Source organism: Sphingomonas sp. HT-1 (genome assembly GCF_048568905.1).
Taxonomy (GTDB): domain Bacteria; phylum Pseudomonadota; class Alphaproteobacteria; order Sphingomonadales; family Sphingomonadaceae; genus Sphingomonas.
This window is the reverse complement of the sequence record NZ_CP183770.1, coordinates 922,102-935,822: the sequence shown is the minus strand read 5'-3', so window position 1 is coordinate 935,822 and position 13,721 is coordinate 922,102. Positions and strand designations below refer to the sequence as shown.

Here is a 13,721-nt window from a genome sequence, read left to right as displayed (position 1 = left end):
TCGGAACGCATCGTGGACCGCGATAGCCAGACGACGCACTATCATCTGTATCGGCGGCCAAAAACGCCGGTTTGGCTGGCCCTCTCGTGGCGCGCGCTGCTTGCGTTCGGGCTGATCGGCATCGCGCTGGCGGTGCACTGGCTGGACCGCGACGGCCTGCGCCAATCGTCCGGCGAGCCCGTTACCTTCGCCGACATACTCTACTTCACCATGATCACCGTCACCACCGTCGGCTATGGCGATATCGTGCCGGTGACGCAGCAGGCGCGGATGTTCGACACCTTCGTCGTCACGCCGATCCGGCTGTTTGTGTGGTTGATCTTTCTGGGAACCGCCTATGATTTTCTGCTCAAGCGGGTTTGGGAGCGATGGCGCATGTCGATGATCCAGCAACGGCTGCAGGGCCATGTCGTCATCGCCGGTTTCGGCAACAGCGGATCGGAAGCCGCCAACGAACTGATCCGGCGGGGCGCCGATCCGGACACCATCGTCGTTATCGACGACAATCCGGCCGCGCTTCGTAATGCCGAGGCGCTCGGTGTGGCCGTGATGGAAGGGAACGCCACGCGTAACGCGGCGCTAGACGCGGTACGCATCGCGACGGCAAGCGCACTGATCGTGGCTGCGGGGCGCGACGATACTTCAATCCTGATCGTACTCACCGCGCGCGGGCTCGCGCCGGAACTGCCGATCAGCGTCGTCATCCGCTCGACGGACAACGAAGCGATCGCGCTTCAGGCGGGCGCCAACACCGTCATCAACCCGGCGAGCTTCGCCGGACTGCTGCTCGCCGTGTCCACCCACGGCGCGCATCTCGCCGACTATATGGCCGACTTGGCGGCGACCGACGGGCGGGTGGCACTGCGCGAACGCGCCATCACCCCAGACGAGATCGGCAAACCGTTGAGCGCGATTACGACGGGCTTAGGGCACCGCATCTATCGCGGCAGTGCGATCTTCGGTTTTTGGGAAGCCGCGGCGGGTCGCCTGGAGGCAGGTGATGTCATCGTCGAGGTCGTGCCCACCCGCGAGCGAGACGATCGCGCACACGCTTGATTGCGCTTCGAGGCGCGACCGATTGCCTATCCGTGGCATTTCGGCGCCTCGCTATGGAGTGACTGCCCTGATCTGCGTGCCTTCGCTGGGTTGACCACTCCGAGGCGTTGGGGAGGAGGGGCCGCGTCAGCCCAGTTACCCGATCGATGCGATCAATGTTTTACTACGGATCAGGTGAAGGCGGCACCGGATGAAATCGTCGTTACCGGCTTCCGCCGCGCGCTCGACGACGCGGCTGAACTCGCGCTTGCGAGAGGCGAGACGGGCAGCGCCTTCAGCGCGGAAACTATCCAGGAGCCGATAGACCTGGCGCCGGCATAGCCTGAACAGATCGCCGGCCTCGCTGCCGGTAATCTCGCGGCGCTCAACCCGCTGCAGCGTTTCGTACCGTGAGATTTCCGCAGCGCTCATCGCGATCACCGTCATCGTGCGCACATCCTCGTTGCCGAGGACTGCATGGCACCGAGCCGCTGCGAAACGGAGGCTGTCCCGTTTCTATTTAGCGGAGATGTCCCATTTCCACGTTGCGCTTACAGCCCCCAGTTAGCAAATGGATTGATAATTTACATTATGTAAAATATATAACCGTACAAAGCGTTCCTGGAACATATCCCAGCTACGCCGCACGTCGTCGCTACGCTCGCGTGCTCGTACCCGCCGGGTCCACCGGCTCCAGCACCAGGACATTTCCCTCCACGCGCCAGCTATGCAGCCGTGACAGGAAGTTCATGCCGAGCACATCCATGTTTCCGAAGCTCGCCGAAATCACCACGCCTAGGTCGCGCATCTTGAGCGGCCCGAGCACAAGCTCGCCGACCCGGGCGCGTTGCGCGGCGACATTGCCGTTGGCCGTGGTGATGATCGCAGGAAGTCCGTCGGCGGCCTCAATTCTAGCCGCCGCCGCGGTTCGCTGCGAGATGGCGGTCACGGTCGCGCCGCTGTCGATCAGCATGCGGCGCTCGACGCCGTTCAGCTCCACGCGGGCCCAGAAATGGCCGTCGGGGCTCATCCGGATCCGTACCGTACCACCTTCGACCCGCTGCTCCTCAAGCCCCAGCCGGTTTGTCAACGAAGACCATGCGCCGGCCAATTCGTAGCGATAACCGACGGCGATCAGCACCAGGAGGATAATCGCCGCCCAGCCCAGCAACGTGCGCAGCAACAGCCCAAAGCCGACCCGGCGAACCGATAAGGCGCTGACCACCAGTACCAGCGCGCCGATCAACCAAACAAAATGGACGCCATCGGAACTGCTCACACGATCAACTCCAACCCGTCATAGCCCGGTTCTACACCGGCAGGCAGTTCGGCTAGCAGCGTGGCATAGTCCATCGAGTGATCCATATGAACAAGCGCAGCGCGCTTCGGTGCCAATTCCGCGATCCATTCGAGCACTGCCCCCAGATGAGGGTGGGTCGGGTGCGGCGCTCGCCGCAATGCATCTACAACCCACAGATCCAGCCCGCCATAGTGCGCCCGCATCTCGTCTGTAAACGCATGAAAATCAGTGGCATAACCAATGGACTTGCCGCCGTGTTCGAAGCGCAATCCAGCCGAGGTGATCCCGCCGTGCGGCTGTTCGACGACTCGTACGGTGATATCGCCAATGTCCAACCTGTCCGTCAGCAGCGCCGCAGCAACCACGGGAGGATAAAATTTCCCTCGACCTTCGAAGATATAGGGGAACCGCTTGGCAAGCTGATCGAGCGTGAACGCCCGCGCCCAGCCTGGCACCGGCTGGCCATCGCGCGCGTGCATGATCTGCCGCAGATCATCGATGCCATGGCAATGATCGGCATGATCATGCGTCCAGAGTACCGCATCAAGGTTCGAAACGTCCGCCGCCAGCAGCTGTTCGCGCAAATCGGGACTGGTATCGACCAGAATCGTCGTCGTGGCGCTTCGCACCAGAACAGAGGCGCGAGTACGCCGATTGCGTGGATCGGCCGGATCGCACATGCCCCAATCGGGGCCGATGCGGGGTACGCCCGAAGAGGTACCCGAACCGAGAATGCGAAGGCTCAGCAAGAACGCGCCACCAGCCGGATCACCCGTTTGTTTTCGTGAACAACGTGTGGAAATTCAACCGTGTGGCCTCTGCCAGCGCCTCTGGATCTTCCCCGCGCAGCTTCGCCAGGAAACGACAGGTGTCGGCCACAAAGGCGGGTTCGCCGGTCTTGCCCCGATGCGGCACCGGCGCCAGGAACGGCGCGTCGGTTTCGATCAGCAGCCGGTCGAGCGGCAGCGCGGCAGCGGTTTCCTGCAGGTCCTTGGCGTTCTTGAACGTCACGATACCCGAAATCGATATGTAGAAGCCGAGTTCCAACGCGATCTCGCCAAAGGCACGGCTGGCGGTGAAACAATGGATCACGCCGGGAAAGGCCCCCTTCCCCATTTCCTCGCGCAGGATCTCGGCGGTGTCCGCCTCGGCATCGCGGGTATGGACGATGATCGGCAGCTGGGTCTCTCGCGATGCCGCGAGATGCGCGCGGAAGCTCGCCCGCTGGCGATCGCGGTCGCTGTGATCATAGTAATAATCGAGGCCGCTCTCGCCGATGCCGACGACGCGCGGGTGTTGCGCGCGCTCGACCAGCTTGGCGGTGTCGACATGGGGGTGCGTGTCCGCCTCGTGCGGGTGGATGCCGACGCTCGCCCAGACATCGGCCTCGCGCTCGGCGACGGCGATCACCTGGTCCCATTCATTTTCGCGCGTCGAGATGTTGAGCATCGCCACCACGCCGGCGTCGCGGGCGCGCGCCAGCACCTCGGGCTGCTGCTCGCCGAGACCCTTGTAGATCAGGTGGCAATGGCTGTCGGCGAGCTTCATGCGTCCTCGGAAGCCTGGAGTTCAAGCCTCGGAAAGATGGGGCTTGGCGCCGCGATCTTGAAGTCCGCATCGCCCTCTGGTCCAAGCTGAGCGAGCAGCTTGGCCGCCGAGGTCGGCACCACCGGTTCGATCGTTTCACCGAGGCGACGGATTGCCTTGAGCAGCGTGCCGAGCACCGCGTGCATCCGCTCGGGATCGGTCTTGCGGAGCGTCCACGGTGCCTGCGCGTCGATATACTGGTTGCAGGCGAACACGCCCGTCATCCAGGCCTCGACGCCCTGGCTGAGCGCCAGATCCTGGAACGCGCGCGTGAAGGCCGCGCAGGCCGTGTCGACCTCAGTCAGCAGCACCGCATCGGCGTCCTCGGCGCGGCCGGCCTGTACCGCGCCGTCGCAGTTCTTCGCGATGAAGCTGAGCGTGCGCTGCGCCAGATTACCGAAGCTGTTCGAGAGATCGGCATTGGCGCGGGTGACGATCGCCTCGTCGCTGAACGTGCCGTCCTGGCCGAAGCTGACGTCGCGCAGGAGGAAATAGCGCAGCGCATCGACGCCATAGGTCTCCGCCAGTTCCATCGGATCGACGACATTGCCGACCGACTTCGACATCTTCTCGCCGCGGTTGAGCAGGAAGCCGTGGCCGAACACTTGGCGAGGCAGCGCGATGTCGGCGGACATCAGGAAGGCCGGCCAGTAGACGGTGTGGAAGCGGACGATGTCCTTGCCGATCAGGTGCAGGTCCGCCGGCCAATAGCGTGCCAGCCGCTCGGCATCGTCGGGGTAGCCGGCGCCGGTCAGATAGTTGGTCAGCGCGTCGACCCAGACATACATCACATGGCCCGGCGAACCCGGCACCGGCACGCCCCAGTCGAAGCTGGTGCGGCTGACCGAGAGATCGACCAGCCCGCCCTCGACGAAGCGCAGCACCTCGTTGCGGCGCGATTCCGGGCGGATGAAGTCGGGGTTGGCGGCATAGAAGTCGAGCAGCGGCTGCTGGTACTTCGAAAGACGGAAGAACCAGGTCTCCTCCTTGGTCCACTCCACCGGCGTGCCCTGGGGCGAGAGCTTCTGGCCCCCTTCCCCTTCGACCAGTTCCTTCTCTTCGTAGAAGGCCTCGTCGCGGACCGAATACCAGCCTTCGTAGCGATCGAGATACAGGTCGCCCTTGGCCGCCATCTTCTCCCAGATCGTCTGGCTGGCGCGATAGTGATCGGCCTCGGAGGTTCGGATGAAACGATCGCACGAAATATCGAGTTTATCCGCCATAACACGGAAGTAGTTCGACATTTCATCGGCGAGCTCGCGCGCCGTCATGTCGCGGGCGCGGGCGGTCTGCACCATCTTGAGGCCATGCTCGTCGGTGCCGGTCTGGAAGAAAACGTCGCGACCCTGCTGGCGCTGGAAACGCGCGATCGCGTCGGCAGCGATCATCTCATAGGCGTGGCCGATATGCGGCTTGCCGTTGGGATAGTGGATCGCGGTGGTGATGTAGAAGGGGTCAGCCATGCCCGCCGCTTTAGGATGCGGCGCAGCAACGGGCAACCTGTACGCTCAGCGCCGTTATCGACCTTGTGCGAGCCTAGCCAGGATGCCGCTCATTTCGAACACCGTGGCAGTTGCGTCGAGCGACAGGCCCAGCGCCGCCCCCGCCAAGTCCAGCGCTGCTGCATGGGCGTCGATCGCGGTGCGCAGCGCCTCCCCCTCCATCCGGCGGGCGCGCCCGGCGATGAAGCTCGGCGCGCGCTCAAGAAAGGCTTCGTAGCGCGGCTGGGCGGCCTTGGCGCCGAGTTGCCGCGCCAGTCTTGTCCGCACGGCATTGTCGGGGTCGCCGCGATCGGCAAGCTGCGCCATATCCGCTTCCAGCGCCGAAAGATCCAGACCGGCAAACCGCAGGGCACGCCCCGGCGAGCCGCCTGCCGCCTCCACCAGCGCCGCGATCTCGATCTCGCTTGCGTCCGGCGCCTCGCGGCGGAGCACCGTCGCCGTCTCGGCGTCGCTCAGCGGCTCGAACCGCAGCAGCCGGCAGCGCGAGCGGATCGTTGGCAGCAGTCGTCCCGGCGCATGGCTGACGAGCAGGAAGATCGTTCCCGCCGGTGGCTCCTCGAGGTTCTTGAGCAGCGCGTTGGCACCGGCGCGCTCTAGATCGTCGATCGCGTCGATGACCACTACCCGGCGCGAACCCAGCGACGGCTTGGTCGCGAACAGCGGTTGCAGGCTGCGCACCTGTGCGATGGTGATCGATCGGGCAAGCGCTTCATCGGGCTTGTCCGCATCCTTGGGCAGCCTGGCCAGGACCTTCAGGTCCGGATGGCTGCCGGCCGCGATTAGGCTGGCCGTGCGGGTCGAATCCGGCACGGCCCAGCCGGGGCCGAGCAGATCCGGCTCGGCCGCTTCAGCCAGCATACGCGCCGCGGCGATCCGCGCGAATCCTCCCTTCCCTACGCCTTCGGGGCCGGCAATCAGCCAGGCATGATGCAGCGCGCCGCTCGCCATGGCGGCAGCGAGCGCATCGTGCGCAGCGTGATTGCCGATCAGCGTAGGCGCCAACGGGGTCAGGCCATCCCGAACAGCGACAGGAAGCCCGTCCAGGCGCGGCGGAAGAAGCCGGCCTGGCCAACATCCTCCGCGGCCACCAGCGGCAGCACCTGCTGCGGCATGCCTTCGCCTTCCACGATCAGGTCGGCAATATGATCGCCCTTCTTGAACCCGGCTTTCACCGGGCCCTGATAGACGATCTTGCCCGTCAGCTTCGGCGTCAGGCCGGCCGGCAGGGTGATGTTAAGATCGTTGGGCGCGATCACCGCCACATGGCTCGCATCCCCGCCCTGGACGAGCACGTCGCCCACGGCACGGCCCTTGGTGACGACCGGCTTGGTCTTCCAGGCGGCGAAGCCCCAGTTCATGAAGCGCACCGATTCCGCTGCGCGGCCGTTATAGGTATCCAGCCCGGCGATCACCATCACCAGGCGGCGGCCATTCTGCTCGGCCGATCCGGTGAAGCCATAGCCCGCCTCTTCGGTGTGGCCGGTCTTAAGGCCGTCGGCGCCCGCCACCTTGCCGAGCAGCGGATCGCGATTGGCCTGGGTGATGTCGGCGCCGGCGCCCAGCGTCTTACCCCAGCTGAACGTCGGCAGCGAATAGAACTGCTTGTACATTTCGGGGAAGTCGCGGATCGTCGCGGCGGCGAGATGCGCAAGATCCCGCGCCGTTACATAGGTGCGGCCCTCATCCGGCCACCCGTTGGAATTGCCGAAATTGCTGTTGGTGAGGCCGATCTTCTTCGCCCGATCGTTCATCAGGTTGACGAAACCCTCCTCGGTTCCCGCCACGCCTTCGGCCAGCACGACGCACGCATCGTTGCCCGAGAGCGTGACGATACCCTTCAGCAGATCGGCGACGGTGGGTCGTTCGCCGACCGCGAGGAACATCGTCGAGCCCTGCGAATGCCATTTCTTCCAGGTTTCCGGTCGCACTTCGATTTGCTGGTCGAGCTTCAGCTCGCCCTTCTTAATCAGGTCGAACGCAACATAGACCGTCATCATCTTCGCCATGGAGGCCGGTGGGATCCGGCGGTCAGCGTCCTTCGCAAACAGGATCGCGCCGGAAGACATGTCCTCCATATAGGCGATCGGTGCCGGCGTCGGGAAATCGGGCCCGGCGGCTTGCAGGGGAGCGGCGATGGCGAGCGCCAGGAACGAGATGGCGGCGAGCTTCTTCATGATGTCGATCCAGAACGCGAAAAGTTACCCCATATCGAGCGTGGAACAGGCGCGCATCTCCCATTTCCGCCCGAGCGGCGCCTTTTTGCCCCACTTCCGCGGTCCCTGAAGGGAGATTGCGGCAGTCGGGGCGTGGAAACGCCGTTTGCTGCCTTTACGAACCCCGATGGCGTCTGGGCAAGCATCTCCGCGCCGCAGCGGCGAGAAAATGGCTTCCTCCGCTCAACGCTCCACGGCATCGGCAAGCAAGCCCACCGACAAGGCGTAGAAGTTCGAACAATTGTAATCCAAAATAACCCGGTAGTTGCCGGTGAGCAGATAGGCGGTGGCGCCCTGCCCGTCCGGCTCCAACAGGGTGGCGAGCACGTCGTCGGCGGGCCAGGTCCGCGATTGCGGCACCACGCCCAGGGCGCGCCACTCGGCCATCGTCTTCCACTCACTCTGCCGATCGTGCACGCGCGGGCAGCGGGGGCTGGTGGTCCGGTTGGCAAGGCTGCTGCGGTTGATCCCCGCCGGTACCGACACGGCAAAGCCCCAGGGAACGCCAGGGCGCCACCCCGCATTGACGAAGTAATTGCCGATCGAAGCCAACGTGTCGGCATCGCTGCTCCAGATATCCGCGACCCCGTCGCCATCGCCGTCGCGGGCCAGACGGAGATAGACGCTGGGAAGGAATTGCGGTCCGCCGAACGCGCCGGCCCAGCTTCCAACTAGTTTGGCGCGCGGGATGCCGCGATCCATCATCTTCAGCGTCGCTACGAATTCTTCGGTGAACAGTGCCCGTCGCCGCCCTTCATAGGCGAGGCTCGCCAGCGCCCTCGGCAGGTCGAACCCGCCCATCACCCGGCCATAGCTGGTCTCGTGTCCCCAGATCGCGACCATGATCGATTCGGGCACCCCCGTCTCGCGCTCGATGGCGGCCAGTCGGGCGCGTGCGCGCTGATACGCGGTGCGGCCGCGATTAATGCGATCGGCGTCCACGTGCCGCGCGCTATAGGGTGCGAAGGCGGGGATAGGCGCGTTCGGGCGGCTCTCGGGTTGCTGCCGGTCGAGTTCGACGACGCGCGCATTGTAGGTCAAGGTGGGGAACACCGCCTCAATAGTGCGCTGGCTGACGCCAGCGGCGGCGGCCTGTGCGGAAAGCGTCGGCAGATAGGCCTGAAAGCCGGCATCGTCCTGGGCGACCGCCGGGCGGACCAGCGAAACGGCGAAAAGCGCAAGGACTGCCAGGGCGCTGCGACACGAACGTGAAAACGGCATGCCCCCGCTGTTGCACAGCAGCGCTGGCACAGAAACCCCGCCCCAGCCGCAAAGCGACGAAAAAGCTTTCCCAGGGCATCAACCGATGGCCATCACCCCAACTGCGCAAGATGATTGATCCGGACGCAAAGTGCGACTAGGCCGCATCGCACGCCGCCCGCCCTTGCTGCGACGCGCGGTACGGAAGAGTGTCCGAGTGGTTTAAGGAACTGGTCTTGAAAACCAGCGACGGGGCAACCCGTCCGTGGGTTCGAATCCCACCTCTTCCGCCACAGCTCCGCATGCGGTTCCAACTTTCGTCGCCCGAAATGGTACAGCGTTCACCGCTTACGTAGTTTCGCGACGCCCGCCGTTATCGACCGCGAAACCTGGACCCTGCAGGGTAGCGGGCGGGAGTCCTGTGGGTGCTGATAGAGTGGATATCTCGCTTCAAAACGACATTTTGGAACTGGTGGCCAAAGGAGCCGATCTCGTATCGGTAACGGACCGGCTGTGCCGCGAAGTTGAAGTGCAGCTGCCCGAGGTTTTGTGCTCCGTCCTGCGCGTCGATGTCGCAGGGCGGCTGCATCCCGTGGCTGCGCCACGTTTGCCCGAGCATTATCTGCACGCGATCGACGGTTTGATGATCGGGCCGAAGGTGGGTTCATGCGGCGCCGCCGCGTTCCTAGGCGAACCTCACGTCAGCACGGACATCGAACGCGATCCGAACTGGGCCAAGTTTCTCGATCTCGTCCTTCCGCTCGGACTGCGCGCCTGCTGGTCGAGCCCGATCAAGAACGGCCGCGGGGAAGTGGTTGGCGTCCTCGCCTTCTACTATCGCGTGCCGCGCGGCCCCACGCCTCTGGAACGCCGGATGGTACAGGTCTGCCTGCATCTCTGCGCAATCGCGATCGAGCAGGATATTTGGCGCGCCAAGCAGGTTCGGCGCGCGGTACAGGATGGCTTGACCGGCCTGCCCAATCGCTCGGCGTTCAATGCATCGATCGGCGATCTGGATCGCGACGCCGGGAGCTGGGGGTTGATCCTGGTCGACCTCGACAATCTGAAGATCGTGAACGACACGTTTGGCCATGTCGCGGGAGATGCGCTGATTACCCACGCCGCCAAATGCCTGTCGGAGGCGGCTGCGCCGGATCGCACCTATCGCCTGGGCGGCGACGAGTTCGCAGTACTCCTTCAGAGCCCGGCGGCATTGGCCGACCTTGCTGGGACCGCGCGCCGTCTGCTCGCCGCCCTGGCCCGCCAGCCTGAATTAGAGGAACGTAACGTCGTTCCCCGCGGTACAGCGGGCGGTGCCGTCATCGCCGAGGGCGATACGGCGGAACAGGTTCGGATTAACGCCGATCTGGCGCTGTATCACGCCAAGGAAACCGCGCGCGGCAGCTTCGTGCGCTATTGGCCGGGCATTGCCACTCGAATGGCGCAGCGCCTGGAAGCCATCAATCTCGTCGAACGTGCACTCGCGGAAGACCGGCTGATCCCTTATTACCAGCCGCTATTCGATCTCAACACGGGCGAGGTTCTGGGGTTTGAGGCGCTATGTCGTATCCGCGACGGTGATAGGATTATTCCCGCCGCTGACTTTTTCGAGGCGACGACCGACGGCAAGGTAGCGGGCGCGATCACCGAACGGATGCTGGAACGCGTTACACTCGATCTGCGCCAGTGGTGCGATCTTGGGGTTGCCCCGCCGCATGTGGGGATGAATTTCTCGTCGAGCGATTTCCATGGCGGCAAGCTACGCGACATCATCCCGGCGACGTTCAGCCGATACGGTGTGCCGCTCCGCCATCTGACGCTTGAGATCACCGAGACCGTGTATCTCGGCCGCGGGGACACCGTGGTCGCGGATGCGCTCCGCTGGTTCCGGTCTCAAGGGCTGGCCGTCGCGCTCGACGATTTCGGCACCGGCTATGCCTCGCTAACCCATTTGCTTACCATGCCCGTTGATTTTCTGAAGATCGACAAAGCCTTTACCGGTAAGCGTCCGACCAAGGCCGTCTGAGGGAAAGCGGCATGTCCGTTCCCGCCCACTTGCGGACGTTAGGCCCTACGTGACATGTTCCGGCTATGACCGTCGCTCTTGAAGCTGAAGTCCAACCGGCAACGCTTTCTCTCCCGCTCGATCAAAAATTTATGGTCGAGCGAGGGAGTGATCTTCACGCAGCTTTAAAAGGATTGCCTGATCTGTCATCAGGACAATCCGCCAAGCTCGAGCGAGGGCCAAAACACTATATCGAAGCTGTCCGGCACGGTGATCTCTGGGCGGTCAGAACTCGCAAAGGCAGCTACTTCAGTCTTGCATCGTTCACGGCCGAATTGTCGACCGATTACAGCGACCGGAAGGTGAAGGAGAGCCGTGCTGCTGGTTCCATTTGGAAGCGCATCAAACGAAGCATTATGTCGCCCTATCCGGAGCGGTCGCTCAGCACAGAGCAGGTTCAAACACTCTTCGCGGAGTTTTTTGCAGGAAGGAAGTTCAGCCTAGCAAAATCTGGCGCCTGAGCGTCATGTCCGCTCCCCACCACCTTCGGTCGTTCGCTGGAGGAATCTTCCTCAATCCACTGGAATGGCGGCTCTCGGCGCGACCGATCGAACGAACGGCCGAACGTGGGAGGGAAGCGGTCGCTCCTGCCTCAGCCCCTACTGGTGGCCCAGCAAGATTTGGGGCACATCCTGGGCATGAGTTGGACCGCCGACAGCAAAGACGTGAACCCGTTTCAACGCATTGCCCTTTTCGCAGTTCTCACAGTCGGGGCCATCCTCTTTATAATAACTCGCTTCTATCATACCCCACCTGTTCCGTCTCCCTTTGGATGCTACAAAGGTGCAGGAACCCCAGTGGTAGTATTGGGTGAGAAGCAGGTTGTGATCGGAGGGGGCAATGCATTTCACCGAATCGTCCTTACTGAGAGAAGTAAGAACGGCTACATGGTTCAACCAGGATTTGCGTTCGAGAGGCGAGGCGCAGGCACCCTTTCGCCAGTGGAAAGCTACCGCTTAGTTCTTATCGAAGCGAAGCCGCGTCACCTCCCCTCCATGAAGGTGGCGGTTGGTGATCACGACGACGTTCTTTTGAACATGGTGCCCTGCAGAAGCTAAATGGCCTTTCAAGCAGGCGACCACAAATGTCCGCCATTGGGCGCGAGCTGCCGGTCCGCTTTTTACGCACTTTCGGACGAAGCGGCTTCTGGGTCGACCCAATTCCAGGGCAGCAGCTCGTCCGTACGGTTGATGGGGTGACCTCGGCCAATTCGATCGAGGACGTCGGCGAGCCAGGCCTGTGGGTTGATGCCGTTCAGCTTCGCCGTCTCAAGCAGGCTGTAGATCGCTGCTGCCCGCTCGCCACCGCAGTCGGCACCGGCAAAGAGCCAGTTCTTGCGACCCACGGCGATGCCGCGCAAGGCGTTCTCCGCCAGGTTGTTGTCGATCTCGAGCCGACCATCGTCCGTGTAGGTGAGGAGCGCCGGCTTGAGGCGAACCGCATAGCGGAGCGCCTCCGCCAGCGGAGACCGCGCCGAAACCTGGGCGAGCACACCGTCTGCCCACTGGAAAAAGCCGAGCGCCTTCAGCTTCGAGAATTTGCGCGCTTTGCGGCGATCGTCATGCGGATCTCGGGTGATCCGCCGCTCGACCTCGTATAGATCGCCAATCAGCACCAGTCCCTCCAGGGCGATGGAGCGGGCATCAGCATCGAGCACGTCGCGCAGCTTGCGGCGCACATGGGCCCAACAGGCGACCGGCGTGATCAGCCCCGGCTGCCGATCGGCCGCGTAGAGCTTCTCGAAGCCGGCATAGGCATCTGCCTGCAGGAAGCCCGCAAAGGTCTTGAGGTGTTCGCGCGGCCGTTCTCCCTTACGGTCAGGGCTATAGCGGTAGAGCGCCGCCGGCTTGTCACTGAGACGCCATCGTCGATTGTCGCGCAAGTACACCCATAGCCTGCCCGTCGCCGTCTTCCCGCTACCCGGCGACAGTACCGGAACCGGCGTGTCGTCGGCGTGCAGCTTGGGGCTGGCCATCACATGCTCGGCGATGCCGTCGACCAGCGGCTGAAGCAGCCAGCTGACCTGGCCCATCCAGTCCGCCAGCGTCGATCGGCTGATCTCAACGCCCTCCCGCGCGAAGATCTGCGATTGGCGGTAGAGCGGCAAATGGTCCGCGAATTTCGACACCACCACATGCGCCAGCAAGCCTGGTCCGGCGCGGCCGCGGGGAACGGGTAGCCCCGGTGCTGGCGCCTGACTGATCGCATCGCAGCGCTTGCATGCCAGCTTCGGCCGAACGTGACGCACGACGTGGAAGCGTCCCGGAACATATTCCAGCACCTCGGTCACATCTTCGCCCAACCGGGCCATTGCGCCGCCGCAGCTGGTGCAACCGTTCGCTGCCGGTGCCGGGTGCAGCACCTCTTCGCGGCGAAGATGCGCAGGGAGCGCCTGACGGCGCGGCTGGATGCTTTCTGAGGCAGGCTCTTCCGCCGTCCCGCCGGTGACCACGCAGGTGGCATGCGCCTGCGCGGCCTCCAGATCCTCCAGCGAAAGCTCCAGCTGATCCGCCAGCAGCAACAGCCGCTCCGAGGACTGGCCGAACTTCATCCGCCGCAAACGGGCAAGCTGGACCTTCAGCTTCTCGATCTGCAGCGTCGTGATCTTGATGGCATTTTCGGCTGCGCCGAGCTGCTGCCGAGTTTCCTGATGCGCAGATCGCTCTGCTGTCAGCGCCTGCTCGGAGGCTGCGAGCTTGGCCTGCATCGCCGCCAAAAGCGCCTTCACCGCATCAGGATTGTCGGGGATGTCCAGCGCATCGGAAGACATGGCTTTTCATACCAGAACAGCGACTCGCGCCCAAGCAAAATGCGCGGAT

General features: G+C 63.7%; 12 protein-coding genes and 1 tRNA gene. 4 read left to right on the top strand and 9 right to left on the bottom strand.

The window, feature by feature from the left end; translation table 11 throughout:
* The first annotated feature begins 12 nt into the window (after nt 1-12).
* Nucleotides 13-1,056, top strand: coding sequence for a potassium channel family protein (locus ACNFJ7_RS04430; RefSeq protein ID WP_026009120.1), 1,044 nt, complete (start codon nt 13-15; stop codon nt 1,054-1,056).
* A gap of 135 nt (nt 1,057-1,191) precedes the next feature.
* On the opposite strand, the gene ACNFJ7_RS04425 is transcribed toward ACNFJ7_RS04430, so the two are convergent.
* From ACNFJ7_RS04425 to ACNFJ7_RS04390, 8 genes are all read right to left on the bottom strand, one after another.
* On the bottom strand, nt 1,192-1,482 hold the full coding sequence (locus tag ACNFJ7_RS04425; RefSeq protein ID WP_019369375.1) for a helix-turn-helix domain-containing protein: 291 nt from the start codon (nt 1,480-1,482) through the stop codon (nt 1,192-1,194).
* Nucleotides 1,483-1,690: 208 nt separating this feature from the next.
* Nucleotides 1,691-2,314 (bottom strand): retropepsin-like aspartic protease family protein, encoded by a 624-nt coding sequence (locus ACNFJ7_RS04420; protein ID WP_019369374.1) that lies wholly within the window; start codon nt 2,312-2,314, stop codon nt 1,691-1,693.
* Nucleotides 2,311-3,081, bottom strand: a complete 771-nt coding sequence (locus tag ACNFJ7_RS04415; protein ID WP_026009118.1) for an MBL fold metallo-hydrolase — start codon at nt 3,079-3,081, stop codon at nt 2,311-2,313. Before ACNFJ7_RS04415 ends, ACNFJ7_RS04420 begins: the two co-directional genes overlap by 4 nt.
* A 22-nt stretch (nt 3,082-3,103) precedes the next feature.
* A complete protein-coding gene (locus tag ACNFJ7_RS04410) occupies nt 3,104-3,883 on the bottom strand; it encodes a TatD family hydrolase (RefSeq protein WP_019369372.1) in 780 nt (259 codons plus the stop codon).
* Nucleotides 3,880-5,385 (bottom strand): methionine--tRNA ligase, encoded by a 1,506-nt coding sequence (metG, locus tag ACNFJ7_RS04405; RefSeq protein WP_019369371.1) that lies wholly within the window; start codon nt 5,383-5,385, stop codon nt 3,880-3,882. Before metG ends, ACNFJ7_RS04410 begins: the two co-directional genes overlap by 4 nt.
* Before the next feature lie 54 nt (nt 5,386-5,439).
* A complete protein-coding gene (locus ACNFJ7_RS04400; protein ID WP_019369370.1) occupies nt 5,440-6,426 on the bottom strand; it encodes a DNA-directed DNA polymerase in 987 nt (328 codons plus the stop codon).
* Between the two features lie 5 nt (nt 6,427-6,431).
* Entirely contained in the window at nt 6,432-7,598 is a 1,167-nt protein-coding gene (locus tag ACNFJ7_RS04395) for a D-alanyl-D-alanine carboxypeptidase family protein (protein ID WP_019369369.1), read from the bottom strand.
* Nucleotides 7,599-7,820: 222 nt separating this feature from the next.
* A complete protein-coding gene (locus ACNFJ7_RS04390) occupies nt 7,821-8,858 on the bottom strand; it encodes a lytic murein transglycosylase (protein ID WP_019369368.1) in 1,038 nt (345 codons plus the stop codon).
* Nucleotides 8,859-9,040: 182 nt separating this feature from the next.
* On the opposite strand from ACNFJ7_RS04390, the gene ACNFJ7_RS04385 reads away from it, so the two are divergent.
* The 3 genes from ACNFJ7_RS04385 to ACNFJ7_RS04375 all read left to right on the top strand — a co-directional run bounded on the left by ACNFJ7_RS04385 (nt 9,041) and on the right by ACNFJ7_RS04375 (nt 11,363).
* Nucleotides 9,041-9,130 (top strand) — tRNA-Ser (locus ACNFJ7_RS04385).
* On the top strand, nt 9,103-10,863 hold the full coding sequence (locus tag ACNFJ7_RS04380) for an EAL domain-containing protein (RefSeq protein ID WP_152997794.1): 1,761 nt from the start codon (nt 9,103-9,105) through the stop codon (nt 10,861-10,863). Before ACNFJ7_RS04385 ends, ACNFJ7_RS04380 begins: the two co-directional genes overlap by 28 nt.
* A gap of 65 nt (nt 10,864-10,928) precedes the next feature.
* Nucleotides 10,929-11,363 (top strand): hypothetical protein, encoded by a 435-nt coding sequence (locus tag ACNFJ7_RS04375; protein WP_152997958.1) that lies wholly within the window; start codon nt 10,929-10,931, stop codon nt 11,361-11,363.
* A gap of 659 nt (nt 11,364-12,022) precedes the next feature.
* Here the strand turns inward: ACNFJ7_RS04375 and tnpC are convergent.
* A complete protein-coding gene (gene tnpC, locus ACNFJ7_RS04370; RefSeq protein ID WP_019368397.1) occupies nt 12,023-13,672 on the bottom strand; it encodes an IS66 family transposase in 1,650 nt (549 codons plus the stop codon).
* Between the last annotated feature and the right edge of the window lie 49 nt (nt 13,673-13,721).

Bases quoted from the DNA above. Each gene is read 5' to 3' on its own strand.
- metG (WP_019369371.1), bottom strand. From the start codon at position 5,385: ATGGCTGACCCCTTCTACATCACCACCGCGATCCACTATCCCAACGGC.
- tnpC (WP_019368397.1), bottom strand. From the start codon at position 13,672: ATGTCTTCCGATGCGCTGGACATCCCCGACAATCCTGATGCGGTGAAG.
- ACNFJ7_RS04375 (WP_152997958.1), top strand. From the start codon at position 10,929: ATGACCGTCGCTCTTGAAGCTGAAGTCCAACCGGCAACGCTTTCTCTC.
- ACNFJ7_RS04410 (WP_019369372.1), bottom strand. From the start codon at position 3,883: ATGAAGCTCGCCGACAGCCATTGCCACCTGATCTACAAGGGTCTCGGC.
- ACNFJ7_RS04425 (WP_019369375.1), bottom strand. From the start codon at position 1,482: ATGACGGTGATCGCGATGAGCGCTGCGGAAATCTCACGGTACGAAACG.
- ACNFJ7_RS04390 (WP_019369368.1), bottom strand. From the start codon at position 8,858: ATGCCGTTTTCACGTTCGTGTCGCAGCGCCCTGGCAGTCCTTGCGCTT.
- ACNFJ7_RS04395 (WP_019369369.1), bottom strand. From the start codon at position 7,598: ATGAAGAAGCTCGCCGCCATCTCGTTCCTGGCGCTCGCCATCGCCGCT.